General features: G+C 67.2%; 12 protein-coding genes. 4 read left to right on the plus strand and 8 right to left on the minus strand.

The window, feature by feature from the left end:
- Positions 1–21 precede the first annotated feature (21 nt).
- A complete protein-coding gene (locus DAI20_RS04745) occupies positions 22–1,212 on the minus strand; it encodes a glycosyltransferase (protein ID WP_240605869.1) in 1,191 nt (396 codons plus the stop codon).
- Positions 1,213–1,282: 70 nt separating this feature from the next.
- On the opposite strand from DAI20_RS04745, the gene DAI20_RS04750 reads away from it, so the two are divergent.
- Positions 1,283–2,179 carry a UbiA family prenyltransferase gene (locus DAI20_RS04750; RefSeq protein ID WP_240605870.1) on the plus strand — a complete coding sequence of 299 codons (897 nt, stop codon included), beginning with the start codon at positions 1,283–1,285 and terminating at the stop codon, positions 2,177–2,179.
- The gene (locus DAI20_RS04755) at positions 2,176–3,612 is read left to right on the plus strand and encodes a phytoene desaturase family protein (protein WP_108249360.1); all 1,437 of its coding nucleotides are present in this window, start codon (positions 2,176–2,178) and stop codon (positions 3,610–3,612) included. Before DAI20_RS04750 ends, DAI20_RS04755 begins: the two co-directional genes overlap by 4 nt.
- Positions 3,613–3,641: 29 nt before the next feature.
- Here DAI20_RS04755 and DAI20_RS04760 read toward each other — a convergent pair whose 3' ends face one another.
- Entirely contained in the window at positions 3,642–4,343 is a 702-nt protein-coding gene (locus DAI20_RS04760) for a DUF4386 domain-containing protein (RefSeq protein WP_108249361.1), read from the minus strand.
- Positions 4,344–4,574: 231 nt separating this feature from the next.
- Here DAI20_RS04760 and DAI20_RS04765 point away from each other — a divergent pair, with 231 nt between their 5' ends.
- Positions 4,575–5,273, plus strand: coding sequence for a TetR/AcrR family transcriptional regulator C-terminal domain-containing protein (locus DAI20_RS04765; RefSeq protein WP_108249362.1), 699 nt, complete (start codon positions 4,575–4,577; stop codon positions 5,271–5,273).
- A gap of 259 nt (positions 5,274–5,532) precedes the next feature.
- Here the strand turns inward: DAI20_RS04765 and DAI20_RS04770 are convergent, their stop codons facing one another.
- The 4 genes from DAI20_RS04770 to DAI20_RS04785 are packed head-to-tail and all read right to left on the minus strand — an operon-like array spanning position 5,533 to position 12,970.
- Positions 5,533–7,005, minus strand: coding sequence for an NAD-dependent epimerase/dehydratase family protein (locus tag DAI20_RS04770; protein WP_108249363.1), 1,473 nt, complete (start codon positions 7,003–7,005; stop codon positions 5,533–5,535).
- Positions 7,005–9,254 (minus strand): glycoside hydrolase family 3 C-terminal domain-containing protein, encoded by a 2,250-nt coding sequence (locus DAI20_RS04775; protein ID WP_108249364.1) that lies wholly within the window; start codon positions 9,252–9,254, stop codon positions 7,005–7,007. The genes DAI20_RS04770 and DAI20_RS04775 overlap by 1 nt, the downstream gene beginning before the upstream one ends.
- Complete coding sequence (locus DAI20_RS04780) at positions 9,254–11,737, minus strand: glycoside hydrolase family 78 protein (RefSeq protein ID WP_240605871.1); 2,484 nt, start codon at positions 11,735–11,737, stop codon at positions 9,254–9,256. The genes DAI20_RS04775 and DAI20_RS04780 overlap by 1 nt, the downstream gene beginning before the upstream one ends.
- Before the next feature lie 33 nt (positions 11,738–11,770).
- Positions 11,771–12,970, minus strand: a complete 1,200-nt coding sequence (locus DAI20_RS04785) for an MFS transporter (RefSeq protein WP_108249366.1) — start codon at positions 12,968–12,970, stop codon at positions 11,771–11,773.
- A gap of 236 nt (positions 12,971–13,206) precedes the next feature.
- Between DAI20_RS04785 and DAI20_RS04790 the strand changes: the two genes are divergently transcribed.
- On the plus strand, positions 13,207–14,229 hold the full coding sequence (locus DAI20_RS04790) for a LacI family DNA-binding transcriptional regulator (RefSeq protein ID WP_240605872.1): 1,023 nt from the start codon (positions 13,207–13,209) through the stop codon (positions 14,227–14,229).
- Positions 14,230–14,655: 426 nt separating this feature from the next.
- On the opposite strand, the gene DAI20_RS04795 is transcribed toward DAI20_RS04790, so the two are convergent.
- Together DAI20_RS04795 and DAI20_RS04800 are read right to left on the minus strand one after the other, a co-directional pair.
- Positions 14,656–15,069, minus strand: a complete 414-nt coding sequence (locus DAI20_RS04795) for a LysM peptidoglycan-binding domain-containing protein (RefSeq protein WP_159084915.1) — start codon at positions 15,067–15,069, stop codon at positions 14,656–14,658.
- 580 nt (positions 15,070–15,649) lie between these two features.
- Positions 15,650–16,012, minus strand: a complete 363-nt coding sequence (locus DAI20_RS04800) for an L-rhamnose mutarotase (protein WP_240605873.1) — start codon at positions 16,010–16,012, stop codon at positions 15,650–15,652.
- Positions 16,013–16,038 lie beyond the last annotated feature (26 nt).

The following is a 16,038-nucleotide window of genomic DNA, read 5'->3' on the forward strand; positions in this document are numbered from 1 at the left end:
GCGACACGCAGGACACACGGCTCAGAGGGACTTGAGCACGTCGAGCGCCCGCTGCACCCCGTGCTCCCGCCGCATGAGCCCGCCCACCTCGACCGCCCGCTCGCGACGGGACAGGGCGTCGCCCATCGCGGGCACGAGGGCGTCGACCGACAGGCCGCGTAGCCGGATCGGAGCGGCGGCCAGCCCCTGCCGGTACAGCCGGGCGGCCCAGAACGGCTGGTCGGCGGTGACGGGCACGACGACGGCGGGCACGCCGGCCCGGGCGACGGCGTGAGAGGTGCCGGCCCCGCCGTGGTGCACGGCGAGCGCCGCGCCCGGCAGCACCGCGTCGAACGGCGCCGATCGCACCGCCAGCACGTCGGGGCCGCGGCACTCCGCCGGCAGCGCGAGGCCACCCCACCCGGTCACGAGCAGCACCCGCAGGCCGTGGGAGCGCGCGGCCGTGACGATCGCGCGCCCCCGGGCCGAGGCATCCCCCGTCGCCATGGAGCCGAACGAGGCGACGAGGAAGGGTCCGGCGTCGAGGAAGTCGCGGACGACCGGGTCGGGGGACGCCGCCGGGGCTTCCTCGTACCAGGGCCCCGTCTGGTGCACCCGCTCGGGCCAGTCGTGGGGCCGCGGCAGCAGCGCGGGGCTCACGGCCATGAGCGTCGCGCGCGACGGCGAGCGCCGGGCGGGACGACGTCCGCTCGGCAACTCGGCCACGGCGCGCGCCACGTCGGCGTCGAAGAGCCGCGCGGCGGTGCGCGGTACGGCGTAGGTGGCGCGGTTGTACGCGCCGAGGTCGCGGGTGGCCGTGGGACCGCCGGCGGCGGGGAAGCGCGTGCTGGGAGTGGCCACCGGCGCGAACTCCACAAGCACGCGGGGCACACCGAGCGAGTCCGCCACCATCGGCGCGCTGAGGATCAGGGAGTGGTGCACCACGACGTCGGGATCGAAGGCGACCGTCTCCCGCACGGCGGCGGCGAGCATCCGCCGCATCGCGGGCCGCACCTCCGCCCGCACGTGGCGCGCGAGAGCCCAGGGGGTGCGTCCGGCGGGGGAGAGCAGCCGCTGCGCGTCCAGACCGAGACGCACGGTGTCCACCCCGTCGGGCGCGACCGCGTCGTCGGGCAGAGCCAGCCGCACCTCGTGACCGCGGGATGCGGCATGTCGCGCCAGGGCCACGAAGGGGTCGACGTCACCCCGGGTGCCGGCGGTGAGCAGCATCATGCGCATCCTCCCAGTCTGGGCCCGGAAGCCGTGCGGCAGGCGTCCACGTGAGCCGGGTACGCTCGTGCCCGTGACCGACGGCAGTGAGCGGATGTCGCGCACCGGGCTGTCGCGAAGCAGCGTGGCTGTGCGCCGCCTCGTGCTCATCTCGCGCCCGGTGCTGTGGATCAACACCATCGGGTCCGGTCTCGTCGCTGTGTGGCTCACCGGCGCGCTGTTCGACCTGCGGGCCCTGCCGGTCATCCTGTGGCTCACCCTGCCGTTCAACCTGCTCATCTACGGCGTCAACGACATCTACGACCAGGACACGGATGCGGCCAACCCCCGCAAGGGCTCCATCGAGGGCGCCAGGATCCGGCAGTCCGAGGTGCGGCTCATCGCCTGGGCCGTCGCAGCCGTCAACATCCCGTTCCTCGTCTACTTCCTCCTCGCGCTGCCGCCGCTCGCGAACGCGGTCATCCTGCTCTACGCGGGCGTGTTCGTCTTCTACTCCGCGCCCCCGCTGCGCTTCAAGGCGCGGCCCTTCCTCGACTCGCTGAGCAACGCGGCCTACGCGCTGCCGCTCGTGATCGTGCCGGCGGCCCTCGAGGTGACGCCGGTCTGGCCCGCCGCCCTCGGTCTGATGGCGTGGAGCGTGGCCAAGCACGCCTTCGATGCGGTGCAGGACATCGTGGAGGACCGCGACGCGGGCATCACCACCACCGCGGTGCGGCTCGGTCCGCGCGGGACGGCGCTCTGGAGCGGAGCCTGGTGGATCGTCTCGACGGCGCTGTTCGCCGTGGTGAGCGTGCCCGTGGCGGCCGTCAGCCTGCTGATCGCCGGCATCCTCGTGGTGCGCCTGCTGCGCGACCCGACACCGGAGACCGGTCACCGCCTCTACCGCCTGTCGGTCGCTTTCCCCTACATCGCGGGGTCGTTCGCCGGGGTGCTGCTCATCATCGCGATCGTGCTGGTGGGCTACCCGTGAGCCGCATCGTCGTGGTCGGCGGCGGGATGGGCGGGCTCACCGCCGCCGCTCTGCTCGCGCACGCGGGCCACCGCGTCACCCTGCTCGAGGCTTCCGCCGAGCTCGGCGGCAAGAGCCGTCGCATCCACCTGGGGGAGGATCGCATCGACACCGGGCCGTCGCTCGTGACGTTCCCGGCGGTCTGGGACGAGCTGCTGCGGCGACTCGGCGACGGCAGCCCCGCCCCCGATCGCACCCGCGAGGACGGCCGGCTCGACCTGGTGCGGATGCCCGAGGTGGGTCGCTACTACTACGACGGCGAGGAGACCTCCCTGCCGGTGGCGCCCGGGCATCCCTGGTACCCCGCGTGGCGACGGTTCTCGGACCTGCACGCGCCCCTCGCCGACGACGTGACCGAGCTGCTGCTCGCCGACCCCCTCGACCGGGCCGCCCTCCCGGCGCTGCGCCGGCTCCTAGCCGTCTACGGTTCGCGCCTCACCACGCGCGCCTACCTCGACAGCCTGCCATGGCTGCCCGACGGGCTGCGCGAGATCATCGCGATCCACACCCTCAACGCGGGCGTCTCGCCCTCGCGCACCCCGGCCCTCTACGCGAGCATGCCGGCGATCATGGCGGAGACCGGTGCCTGGGTTCCGCGCGGTGGGGTGTACGAGATCGTGCTCGCGCTGGGCCGGCTGGCTGAGGCGGCCGGGGTCGAGGTTCGCACCGGCGAGGCCGTCACCCGCATCGAGCGCGGATCGGTCACCACCACCGCCGTCGCGCGCTACCCCGCCGACCTCGTCGTCAGCGCCGTGGATGCCGACCGGCTGGCCGCGCTGCAGGGTCCGTCGCGGATCCCGACGCTTCCCCGCCTGCGCCCCCGCACCCTCTCCTGCTCGGCCATCGCGGTGTACGGCGTGCTGCGGGAGGAGCTGCCGGCGGAGATCGCGGCGCACAGCGTCGTGCTGCCGACGAAGCCCGCCGCGCTGCACCGCAGCCTCGAGGCGGGCGACGAGCCGGCGGACACCATGGTGTTCGTCAACCAGTACCGCCCGGGCGAGGTCTACCCGAACCCGCGCAGCACTGTCGGCATCCTGCTCACCGCGCCCGCCGACGGCGGTAGCTACACGGCCGAGCATCCCTTCGTGCGGCGCGAGGTCGACCGCGTCTCGGCAGCGATGGGGCTCGACGCGCCCCTCACGGACCTCCTCGACGAGCAGACGGTGCTGGATCCGCAGTACTACGGCGGGGGCGGCGAACCACACGGCGCGCTCTACGGGGCGGCGCGTCCGCCGTGGCAGAGCGGGCCGTTCCACCGCCCCTCGTACAACGACCCCTGGCGGCCCTGGCTCTGGCGGGTCGGCGCGTCTGTGCACCCCGGCGGCGGCATCCCGGCGGTGGTGGGCGGGGCGATGATCGCGATGACCCGGCTGCTGAAGTCGAACCCGGCCTGACGCGGGGCGCCGCGGGGAGATGACCGCTTTCATGAGGCGTTAGTCATAGTCAGTGCGTGTTCGCGGGGTGTGACTTCGGGGGAGCGGAGCCGTGTGCCTTTGATCAGGAGCCAGAGGAAGAAGGCCACTTCGCCGCCGAAGCCGAACGCCGCGATGCTGATGGAGTAGTCGGGTATCAGTACAAGACCGACGCCATCCGCCAGATATGCCAGCCCGGTGAGGGCAAGGAGGATCCCGAAGATTCGCGGCACGAACCCGGAGCGGTACGCGACGTAGCCGAGGACCAGCAGGTGAGCGGCGAAGAGGATGAGGCCGGTGTGCCAGATCATGATCCAGGAGTCGAAGGCGCGCAGTGCGGCGGCGGGATCGTCGAGGAGCGCCGGTACCCTCACCAGTTCGCTCGTCGCGGTCAGAAGTACCGCCGTGTAGGTGAGTCGGAAGCATGCCGCCAGCGCGGATAGATCCCGTTGCACGGGGGCGAACAGGCGGTAGAGGGCCAATGACGTGATGACGTCGAGGACGGCCACCAGGACCATGCTGGCCGCACCCATGCGGAAGGCCGTTTCGGAAGCTGCGATGTTCCGTGCGGTTTGCTGAGGGTCGTCAGCCGTGATGAGGGGCACGGCGAGGGACAGATAGATGATGGCGACGGCGGCCATCAGAAGGAGGGACAGCCCGGCGATGAGCGCGGCGCGCCGTCGGGTCCACGTGGGTTGATCGGTGAGAGACATTGCTACTCCAGTTGGAAGATCGAGCGTGTGGAAGCAGGGGTGAATCCCCCCGGGGATGTCGCTGGGTTCGCCAGTTGATGCCCCTTGGTGGACCCGGTGAGAGGGGGAGCACGGGTGTGCGGAAGCCGATTCGTCATCAGCGTCACTCGTCAGACTTACAGTGTAAACTTACGTTGTACGCAACGTATGCCTACGGTGTATGTCTGTCAATGGGAGAGGGAAGATCCGAAGATGCCAGCGAACACGGGCGCTGAGGCGCGCATCAAGCTGAACCGGGAGCGGGTGCTGACCACCGCTATCCGGCTCGCGGACGAGAACGGGATCGAGCGGCTCACCATGCGGAAGCTCGGTGAGGAACTCGGGGTCGAAGCCATGTCGTTGTACAACCACGTCGCGAACAAGACCGACCTGCTGAACGGGATGATCGACACCGTGTTCGAAGAAGTGGAACTTCCGTCACACAGTGACAGCTGGAAGACGGCCCTTCGGAAACGGTCGCTGTCGCTGCGCGAGATGCTGAAACGGCACACGTGGGCCAACGGGCTGATGGACTCAGCGGCGACCCCCGGTGCGGCGACGCTGCGCCATCACGACCGCGTGATCGGAACGTTCCGGAACGCCGGCTTCTCACTCGCCATGACCGCGCACGCGCTGGCGGTGCTCGACAGCTACGTTTACGGGTTCGCGAAGCAGGACCAGGCACTGCCATTCGATACCGAGGAGGAGGCCGCAGCTATGGGGCAGGTATTCCTCGCCCACCTCCTTCCGGACCAGTACCCCTACCTGCACGAGTTCACCACCGGGCACGTGCTGCAGCCCGGCTACAGCTTCGGGAAAGAGTTCGTACCCGGCCTGGACCTCGTCCTGGATGCGCTTGAACAAGAGCGCGACGCCGAGGTCAAGGTCACTGGCGAGGCACGGGCTGGATAGCTCAGCGCCGCGAAGAGAACCGGCGGCCGCCGGGGCGAAAGCGTCGCGGCCTATGACAACAACTCTCAGCCCTGCCCTGTCCCGCGCATGATCACTCGTGGCATCGGTATCCCTACTGGTGGTGTCACCTCGGCGGACCCATCCCGCCATCTAACGCGGTACGTCGTCGCCGCACCCGTGAGTGGGTTGGTGACGGTGACATCGCGCTCACCGTCCGGGCCCGGGAACACGTGCAATGTCAAGCCGTCGAGGTAGTGAATTACCTCCACACTGTCTGTTCGGCGGTCGCGCCCTCGACTTGAGCGAGGAAGCTATTTCTCTCAGCCTGCTGCGGATAGGTCGATGTGTTCTTCACGCACTCAGGGCACCAATGCCCTCCGGTCAGGACGAGCCGAGGGCTGCCGGAGAAGGTGTGGCCCTGCGCACAGCCCCAGTCGAGGGGCGTCGCGATGTCGCCTTCACGCATCTGTTCAGATAGAACTCGACCGCCTCGGAACTGGGCGGCATCCCTCATGTCGTCCAGGGACCATTCGCTTTGCTGCTTGCTCTCGTCGTAACCGTGATCGAGGAAGGTCGGGCTTCTGTCGGGGCGAGGCGGCCAGAAGGTGGACCAATCTCCGATTGCCTCCCATTCAGCTCTTGAGCCGAAGTAGGCGGCGATCTTCTCCTCATCACCATCGCGGACGAAGGCCATTGTGCCGCGGGGCTTGAGAGTGAGCGGCTTCAACACCAGGTTCTTGACAATCCATGCGGGTGCTCGGCCGGCCGCTTTGAGCGAGGGGTTCGCGCGGACCGCGCGTTCGAGGGCGGCGTCAGGGGTGTCCTGCCGGAACGGCACGAGCTCCTGGAGGCGGTCGGAGTCGATGTACCACTGGCCGTGGAAGTTGCGGGTGGCGAACCAGTTGCGGTTGTACCAGCGCTTGACGTCCTTGACGCCGAGTGCTCCGGAAATCCGCACCTGCAGCTCCCAGTTGGTCAGGCGCCACTCCTCGCCGCCGCCGATGTTGTAGATGCCGGCCCAGAACTCTTCGGGCACCTCGTCGCCGCAGATGTTGACCATCAGTCGGGCGGCGTCCTCTACCGACACCCATTCCATGACGCCTTCGAAGGGTGAGTGAGTCATGATCGGGTCGCGGATGTCGAGCATGCCGGGGTGGAAGATGCCGGTCTGTCTAAGCCAGGCCCACTTCGGTAGACCGGAGTCGACGAATATTTTCTCGGCGATGATCTTGCTCTGCCCGTACTCGTCGTACTTGGCGACGCGGATCGGGTCGCCGACGCGTCCCCAGTGGTGGGGCGGGTTACGGTCCCCGGTCTCGGCAATGGTGCCGATCCCGACCACGGCGATCGCGGACGGGTCGGGCTGTGCCCGCACGGCGCGGATGATGTTCCGCATGCTGCCCACGTTGACCCGGTGAGCGAGCTCCGGATGTTCGTCAGCGAACGGCGAGACCACCGCACCCACGTGCAGCACGTAGTCGGCCCCCTGGACGCACGCTTCGACTGCGGCATAGTCCGTCAGGTCGCCGAAGCGCACCTGCAGATTCCGCATCCCCTCGAACTCGCGAATAGCCGCGGAGTCCTTACGCGACGGGAGCACGAGCGCGACCACTTCGAAGTCGTCGGCCCGCTCCGCGAACTCACGCAGAATGTAGCGGCCCCAGTTGCCAGCTGCACCGGTAAGGAACACGCGCTTCTTGCGATCTCCGGTAGGTCTCGTGAAAGCAACCATCAGATCGTGCTCGCGGGCTTGCTGGCGTCGATGAGCTGCTCGAGCGCCTCGACCGGAATCGCCCCGCCGAGGAACCCCATGAACTGCTTCATCGGCATGGACTCAACCATTCGCAGCTGCTCCTGCTGGTCGACGGCTTGGGCGCGCTTCTCCTCGCTCATCGCAGCACTCATTCCCTCCATTAGGGCTGGTCCAGCGATCGGGTGCGCGAACCAGTCACCGACGGTGGAATCGAACGAGAGCACGGGGATGATGACGTCGCCCGCGAGCGTCACCGTGGCCTCGGCGAGGACGGTAGCTGCATCCTGGCCGAGCTGGATGCGGTAGTCACCGGGTGCCACGACCCAGCGGTCGAGCTCGATGTCCCAGTACGCGAACGCTCTGCGGCCCAATTCGAGCAGCACGATCCGGCTCTCTCCCGCCTCGAGAATCATCGTGGTGAAGGCACGAAGCTCTCGCGCCGGCCGCCGCACGGGGCCCGCTTCGGTGGCGACATACACCTGCATGACGTGTTTGCCTGCGCGCGATCCGGTATTCGTGACGGTTGCGGTCACGGTCGCGGTGTCGTCTCCCGTGATCTCGACGGCGAAGTCGCGGGTCTCGAAGGTGGTGTAACCGAGGCCATGTCCGAACGGATAACGAATGCCCGTGCCGACGGTCGCGTAGTGGCGGTAACCCACCATCACCCCTTCGCCGTAGCGCACGTGGCCTTGCTCGCCGGGGAAGTTGAGGTAGCTGGGGACGTCCTGTAGTCGGAGCGGGATGGTTTCGGCGAGGCGGCCGCCGGGTTCGGCGATTCCGAACAGGATGTCCGCGAGAGCGGCTCCGCCGGCCTGGCCGAGCAGGAAGCCCTCGAGGATGGCGTCGACGTCGTCGTGCCAGCCTTCGAGGGAGACCACTCCGCCGTTGCTGAGGACGACGACCGTTCGGCGTGCCGCCGCGGCGACCGCCCGGATCAGCACGACCTGCACCGCTGGCAGTGCGATGTCGGCTCGGTCGAATCCTTCGGACTCGTCCTTCTCGCCGAGCCCCGCGAAGACGACGGCGACGTCGGCGCCCGCTGCTGCCTCCACCGCCTCAGCGCGGAGGTCCTCGGCGTTGCCGCTGTCGACGGTGGAGAAGCCCGGCGCGTAGACGATTTCGACGCCGCGTTCGTGGGCGTGCTCCTTCACCATGTCGAGCGCGGCGTCGACACGGGTGGGGCGGATGTGCGAGCTTCCTCCGCCCTGAAAGCGGGGCTTCGCTGCGAACTCTCCGACCACCGCGATCGTTCGCGCCGACTGGAGCGGGAGTACCGCGCCGTCGTTCTTCAGCAGGACCACGCTTTCGGTTGCGAGGCGGCGGGCGAGGTTATGGTGCGCGTCCACGTCGAAGGTATCGTCCAGCTCCTGCGTGAGTGCGGTGAGGGCGATGACGCGTTTCACGGCCTCGTCGACGACGGTCTCGTCAAGCGCTCCCGCCCGCACGGCGTCAACGATCTCCTGATCCGTGCCCCCGCCGGTACCGGGCATTTCGAGGTCGAGGCCAGCTGCGAGTGCGGAGACCCTGTCGCTCACCGCCCCCCAATCGGAGACGACGGCCCCATCGAACCCCCACTCGGTGCGCAGCAGATCGGTCAGCAGCCATCGGTTCTCGGAGGAGTAGACGCCGTTGATCTTGTTGTAGGAGCACATCACGGTGGCGGGCTTCGCTTCGGTTACTACCCGCTCGAAAGCCGGGAGGTAGATCTCGCGGAGGGTGCGGGCGTCGACGTCCGCGCTGACCCGCATCCGCTCGGTCTCCTGGTTGTTCGCGGCGAAGTGCTTTACGGAGGCGCCCACGCCGGCGCCCTGCTGACCCCGAACGTGCGCGGCTCCGAGTACGCCGGACAGCAGCGGGTCCTCGCTGTAGTACTCGAAGTTGCGGCCGCAGAGCGGGGATCGCTTGATGTTGACGCCGGGACCGAGCAGCACGCTGACACCCAGCGCTCGTGCCTCGCGTCCTACGGCGGCGCCCACCTCCTGCGCGACTTCCGGGTCCCAGGAGGACCCGACGGCTACGGCCGGCGGGAAGCAGGTCGCGGGGACGCTCTCGTTGATCCCGAGGTGGTCGGCCTCCCCCTTCTGCAGGCGAACCCCGTGCGGGCCGTCCGTGAGGACGATCGAGGGGATGTCGGCCTCGTCGATCGGCTTGGTGGACCAGAAGTCTCGCCCGGATAGCAGCGACGCCTTCTGCTCGAGGGTGAGGGCGGTGAGGTCGATGTCGGCCATCAGTGGGTCTCCTCGAGAGTCAGGGCGCGGTGGAACTCCTCCTCGAGAGTCGGCGGGGCTCCGGGGATGTACTGCATGAGGACGGCGAGCGACATCCCCGCTGCTTCCGGCGACTTGCCGTCGAGGGGGATGCCGGGGAAGTGTGTCTGGAAGACCTTCGTGATCTCCTGCCACACGGCCACGTCATCGGCGAGCATCGCGAGCGGGGTCTCCATCGTGTACTCCGGTCGCTTCACAACCGGCACAGCGTAGCGCCACGAGTGACGCCCGGCAGCGGCCTCCTCGACGCGCCGCTCGGGGTGCAGAGGCAGTTCGACCGTGGCGCTAGTTCCCTCCGGGATGAGGACGTCCAGTTGCATCTCCCCGTCGCTGAGCTGCCACTTCACCTCTGCCTTGCCGTGAACTGTGTCGTGCTCGACACGGGCGTGAGTCAGGCCGCCTCCCGGCTGCGGGGCGATGCGGATGCGGCGATACCCGGGCTCGGCGGCGGAGAGGCCGCCCACTACCCGGTGGAGCCAGTCAGACACGGCCCCCAGCGCGTAGTGATTCAGTGACGTCATGCCGGTCGCGTTGAGCGTTCCATCGGGGAGCACGGAGTCCCAGCGCTCCCAGATCGTGGTCGCTCCCATCGTCACGGGGTAGAGGAAGCTGGGAGCTTCCTTCTGCATCAGCAGCAGGTACGCCTCGGCGAGATGCCCGGTGCTGCTTAGTGCGTCCGTCAGCAAGGGGGTGCCGGCGAATCCGGTAGAGATCTTGTAGCCAGCCTTGGCGACCAGCTCGGCAAGCCGGTCGCCCGCTTTTCCACGCTGCTGCTCGCTCACGATGTCGAACGAGATCGCGAGCGCGTACGCGGTGGCGGACTCGTTCACCACCCGCCCACTGCGCGTGACGTACTCATCGAGGAACGCGGTTCGTACGCGCTCGGCGAGAGTGCGGAACTCCTCGGCGTCGTTGTGCGCCCCGAGCAGATCCGCGGTCTCTGCCATTTCACGTGTGGTCTTGCAGAGGTAAGCGGTTGCCACGAGGTGACGGTCGGTCTTGCCGCCGGCGGGATTGTCAACGGGGGCGTCGGGGTCGAGCCAGTCGCCGTACTGGAAGCCGGAGCTCCATAGCCCGTTCTCATCCAGCAGTCCCGCGACCTGTCGGATGAACGTAGTCATGGACTCGTAGCTGTGTCGCAGGATCTCGAGGTCGCCGTACTCGCGGTACATCGCCCAGGGCAGGCTGACTGCGACGTCACTCCAGAGGGCCGTCGGCGAGGAGGGGTTGGGCAGTACGTCAGGCACGACCCACGGGACAAAGCCCTTCTCCTTCTGCTCGACGTGAAGGTCCTCCAACCAAGCGCCGAGCACTCCGCGGACGTCGTACAGAAAGCTTGCGGTGGGAGCGAAGGCGTTGATGTCGCCTGTCCATCCCATGCGCTCGTCCCTCTGCGGGCAGTCCGTGGGCACGCCGACGAAGTTGTCGCGCATCGACCACACGCTGTTCTCATGCAGCCGGTTGATCAGCGGATCGGACGTCTCGAACCACCCGGTGCGCCGCATCTCGCTGTGCACCACAACGGCGCGCAGCGCGTCGAGAGTGAGCTCGCCGGGCCATCCTCCGATCTCGACGTAGCGGAAGCCGTGGAACGTGAACCGCGGCTCCCACGTCTCGACTCCGCCGCCCTTGAGGGTGTACCTGTCGGTCGCCTCGGCACGACGGTTGGTTTCCGGATCGAGTTCGCCCCCGGGGGTGAGCAGTTCGGCGTGACGAAGCGTGACCGTCTGGCCGGCTTCGCCGTCGACTGTGATCTGCATCCAGCCGGAGATGTTCTGACCGACATCGACGATGGTCTTGCCGCTTGGGGAGGTGAGAATCTCGACCGGGGTCAGCTCTTCGATCCTGCGAATGGGCGGGCCGGCTGGCGCTACCAGGGCTGCCCGGCTCCACTCGAACAGCTGTGCGGGCGCCCAAGCGGAGGCGTCAAATCGGGATTCGCTCCATCCGGTCGGTTCGAGGCGCGCGTCGTAGTCCTCGCCGTCGTAAATGCTGTTCGCTCGCACCGCACCGGAGCCGACCACGAACCGCTCGTCCGTGCCGATGACCTCCACGCGGTCGTCGTATTCCAGCTCTAGCTGCAGGAAGAGGGCGGGGCGGTCGGTGTAGTGATTCCGTCTGTCCTCCCAGCCGAGTCGCCCCGACGCCCACCCCTCGCCGACGATGGCGCCTACAGCGTTCGCGCCGGAGCGAACCAGGTCGCTGATGTCGTGGGTCGAGATGTTCAGGCGGTGGCGGTAGGAGGTCCAGCCTGGGGCTAGGACCTCCTCGCCCACGCGGCGGCCATTGAGGTACCCCTCGACGACGCCGAGTCCGCTGATCGAGAGCGTCGCCCTTCGAACGCCCTTCTCGACGTCGAACTCGCGGCGGAAGTAGACGGCGGAGTCGCCCGCCGCCGCCGGTCCCGCGGCGCTGATGAAGGATGCCTGCCAAGTTGATGTCAAGATATTTGCCTTTCCGGATTCGGGCATGAGGGGCTAGCGCACCGACTTGATGCGCATGACCACCAGTCCGCCGAGCAGCGTGATGACAGCCGCGACGGCGTAAAGGAGCGTGTAGTTCTTCTGATCGCCGACGGCCCCAATGGCGAGGAAGAGCGGTGCGATCAGCGGGGCAACGGCCTGAGGAATCGAGGTCGCGAAGCTGGTGATGCCCATGAAGCGGCCCGCGTCGGTGTCACGCTCAGGCAGCACGTCGAGGAGGAGCGCCTGATCGACCGCGGAGAAGGCACCGATGCCGACGGAGGTGAGTAGTGATCCGGTGATAAGCACCGGAAGATCGGGTGCGATCGCCATCACGACGGCGCCGACGGCGAATACAACTCCAGCGGCGAAGACGAAAGCGCGGCGACGCTTGAGGCGGTCCGAAAGGAACCCGCCTCCGATAGCGCCCATCGTGGTGGCGAGGATGCCGATGGCCCCAAGTGTTCCGATAATCCCGGCGACCTCGGAGACCTCAAGCTCGAGCTTCGAGGCGAAGAAGAACGCGGTGAAAGTGGTGTTCAGCGTGAGTCCGAAGTAGAAGAGGAATCGGCCGAGCCAGTTCCAGGAGTAGTCGGGGTACTGGCGGGGGTTGTAGAGGTACTTCCGCAGCAGGGCGCCGACGTGGAGCTTCTCGGCGAAGGTCAGAGAGCGGCTGTCGTCCTCGTGCACCAGGGTGACGAACAGTGTGACCAGCACGACGCCGACAACGCCCGGCACGAGGAACAGCAGCAGGCTTTGCCCGCTAAAACCACCAGCCATGACGACACCGAACACGGGCGCGATCTGAGTGGCGAAGCCGATGAGGCCGGCGACCTTGCCTCGCTGTGACTCGGGCAGCCGGTCCGCGGTCGAGATTTGCAGGTTCGCGAGCGTCTGCCCCCAGCCCAGCTGCGCCAGAATCCAGCCCGCGCCGAGTACGAACACGTTGGGCGCAAGCGCCATCACGAACAGGGACACGACGCCGAGCAGCATTCCGCCGAGCATCCAGGGACGGCGCCGGCCGATGCGGGTGCGCGTACGGTCGCTGAACACTCCGAAGAACGGGTTGGTCAGCATGACGGCGAAGGCGCCCGCTCCGGTGATGTAGCCGAGATACTCCTCCCGCCCCGGGGCCAGTTGCTCGACTCGAATCGCGAGCGAGATCGCCAGCGGTGTGATGAACGCGACGAACACGCCGAACTGGGCCAGCACCATCAGCCAGATGTAGCGGGCCCCGACCTTGGGAAGCTCAGGCGTCTCAGCGATGACGGCGCCATCAGGCGCCTCTTCGGTGGTCGAGCTTGCGAGAGGGAACGCCGTAGCGGGCGGTGTGACTTGCAACTTCTCGTGACGAGGGCTCAAGAGGACTCCATTGTCGGATTGGTACTAGCGCGGGCTAGTGGACGGGGCGATGCTACCGTCGAGGGACTAGCACGCGCAAGTAGATGAGTGTGGAGGAGGATGAGTACGTGAGCCGACCGGAGATCTCGAATCGTCGCGTCACAGCCGCTGACATCGCCCGCTCTCTCGGCCTCTCGCGGGCGACTGTCGGATTCGTGTTGAACGAGACGCCCGGGCAGACGATCTCGGAGCAGACAAAGCAACGCGTCTTCGCTGAGGCGGAACGACTCGGATACAGGCCCCATACGGCGGCGCGTGCCCTCGCCAGTGGGCGCACTCGGATCGTCCTCGTAGTCCTGCCCGACTGGCCCCTCGACTTCAGCTTGCGACGAAACCTCGAGGAGGCGTCGCTCGCGTTGGACGAGGCTGGCTACAGCCTCATCACCTACACCCCTCACCCGACCGGCCAGGCACGACCGTTGTGGGAGACGCTGGCACCAGATGTCGCTCTCTCCATGGTCGGCCGCTTCTCGCAACAACAAGTCGACTCGATGCGGCGCGCCGGCGTCCGCGCGATGGTGCCTGACCCTGATCAGGTCGACGCCGACGAATACCCGGAGGAGGGACCGGTGCTGCAGGTGCAGCACCTTGCTCGACTGGGACACTGCAGGATTGCATTCGCGGAGTCTGCCGATCCACGCATCGCTGATTTGGTTGCCTTGCGGCACTCGCGAGCACGGCAAGCGGCTGAGGAGCTCTTGTTGCCGGCACCCGTGGCACTGTCAGTGAACCTAGGCGACGACTCGGCGAGCGATGCGGTGAGGAAGGCCGTCAGTGCCGGAGTGACGGCGATTGCGGCCTACAACGACGAGGTTGCCGCCGCTCTCGTTGGAGCCGCGTTGCGCGCGGGCATTGCCGTTCCGCAACAACTTTCCGTCGTCGGACACGATGACGCACCTATCGCATCAATCGTCGAACCACAGCTGTCAACTGTGCGCATTGACACCGCCGGCTTGGGTCGATACTTGGCCGCTCTCGCTTTGAGCGCAGCCGAAGGACACTCACCTCCGGCCACAATCCCGCAAACTCAACTTGTCCTCGTAGAGCGCGCGTCGACGCTTCCTCACACGTGATCTATGAGGTCTAAGGGTTAGCAGCGCATCTTCAAATAACGAATCCGCCGAGATCTCGCACCTGACAAGCCCTTCATGATGCGGCCCCATGGCGGCTGCTCACACAGATTGTCCCACTGACCAGCGGCGACGTCTTATTTGCGCGAGCGACACTTTGCCTGGGCAGTCACACCCGCGAAGCCAGGCTGTTTCCCTATCGAGACTGCCACTTGACATGAGGTGCATCAGCGGCATTCACCAGGACGGACGTTACGCCTCTGCGAACGGCTGTTGAACGCGCACGCGACGGTCGTGACGCTCATACCCACGACGCCTAGGAGAAGGCCGACCCAGCCGTCGACCAGATATCGCCCACAGTGCAGACGACATAGCTGGCATCAAAGGTCAGGACAGTCTTCTTCAAGAACCGGTTCCGAGGGTGGGCGCTTACCCGGCGTCGGGATTGACAAATTCGAAGCCGGGAACGGCAGCGGGGTCCAATACCAGCAGTTCTCCGGGTTGAATGACCTGGTAACCCTTGTGCCCGTTGAGCGTCGCCAGCAAGAGGCCGTTGTAGAGGCAGAGCCGGTCGCCGATCGCCCCGAGCGAATCGCCGGGAGCGACGGTGTATGTGGCAGCACGGCCGTCGTCGTTGTATCCGACGTCTCCGTTAGCGAACTCGCGCGCTCCCATGTCGGTGAGATTCTCGGGCCGGAGCAGCTGTGCAGTGTCGGGAACCTTCCCCTGGCCGGTGATGCTGATCATGGCAGACGCGGCGCAGTCACCCGGGCCCCCTTCCGGAATCCACGTGCCATCGCCCATGTCGATATATCCGTCCGGTACGTCGGGCGAAGCGGCCACGGCCGGCTTCTCCACTGGAACAGGGGCTACCCGGCTGCTTCGGGTCGAAGTTGGGCTCGGGTCGACAGGACTGACGTCTGAGGCTGTTGGACCGGCTGTCCCGGGAACTGGCGTAGGTGTGCCCGTCGTACACGCGCTGAGTCCTACTGTGAGCGTCAGGGCCGAAGTGAGAACGGACATCCGTACCGCCATAAGGCGGGGGAATCGGCATAAGCGCAATTCGGACGACATTTCCGGACCGTACCACGGGAGCGTGAGATCAACTCCGTTGCGGAGTGAGTGCGTCTCGAGCGATGGCTCGAAGCGCTGATTGGCCTGGCGATAGTGCCAGCGTGGCTCATGACGGTTGATCCAATGTCATTTTCGACAACTGTGACGCTGTTCCAGACGCCCTAAGGCACCCACTAGGAAACCGGTGCGCTCGTCGATTGAGAATCACGCCGCGGATATGACGAAGTCCCGAATGCAGCGGTGATTCCCCTGATTCGCAGTGCCCGCTGTCCCGTTACCTGGGTTTGTGATTGTCGAACGGCAATCGGGCGAAGAAGTGAATGGAGGCGAAAGTGAGCAGCGGTCCCGGTCAGCGTGCGGGCGGCATGTGCGGGGGCAGCGCGGAGAGCTGGTCCTCGAGGTTGAAGACCTCGGCCAGGACCGTCGGCCCCTGGTCCGGCCGTCCGTCGAGACCGACGAAGAACTCCGCCATCTCGGCCTCCCAGCGTGCGGCGGCGGGCGACTCGGCGAGGCGGCGCTGGGACTCCTCGACGGAGTCCGTCTCGTAGTAGCCGATCAGCAGCCCGTCCGGCCGGAGGAAGAGCGAATAGTTGCGCCGCCCGGACGCCTCGATGGTGCGCAGCATGTCCGGCCACACCTGGGCGTGCCGCGCCACGTACTCGTCGATCCTGTCCGGCCTCACCCGGAGCTCGAAGCAGACCCGCTGCACCATCAGAGACATCCTTCCTTGGACACCGA

The organism is Planctomonas deserti, from assembly GCF_003067705.1.
Classification (GTDB): Bacteria; Actinomycetota; Actinomycetes; order Actinomycetales; family Microbacteriaceae; genus Planctomonas; species Planctomonas deserti.

Bases quoted from the DNA above. Each gene is read 5' to 3' on its own strand.
- DAI20_RS04745 (WP_240605869.1), bottom strand. From the start codon at position 1,212: ATGATGCTGCTCACCGCCGGCACCCGGGGTGACGTCGACCCCTTCGTG.
- DAI20_RS04760 (WP_108249361.1), bottom strand. From the start codon at position 4,343: ATGTCTCTCACCGATCAACCCACGTGGACCCGACGGCGCGCCGCGCTC.
- DAI20_RS04765 (WP_108249362.1), top strand. From the start codon at position 4,575: ATGCCAGCGAACACGGGCGCTGAGGCGCGCATCAAGCTGAACCGGGAG.
- DAI20_RS04770 (WP_108249363.1), bottom strand. From the start codon at position 7,005: ATGGTTGCTTTCACGAGACCTACCGGAGATCGCAAGAAGCGCGTGTTC.
- DAI20_RS04775 (WP_108249364.1), bottom strand. From the start codon at position 9,254: ATGGCCGACATCGACCTCACCGCCCTCACCCTCGAGCAGAAGGCGTCG.
- DAI20_RS04785 (WP_108249366.1), bottom strand. From the start codon at position 12,970: ATGGTGCTGGCCCAGTTCGGCGTGTTCGTCGCGTTCATCACACCGCTG.
- DAI20_RS04800 (WP_240605873.1), bottom strand. From the start codon at position 16,012: ATGGTGCAGCGGGTCTGCTTCGAGCTCCGGGTGAGGCCGGACAGGATC.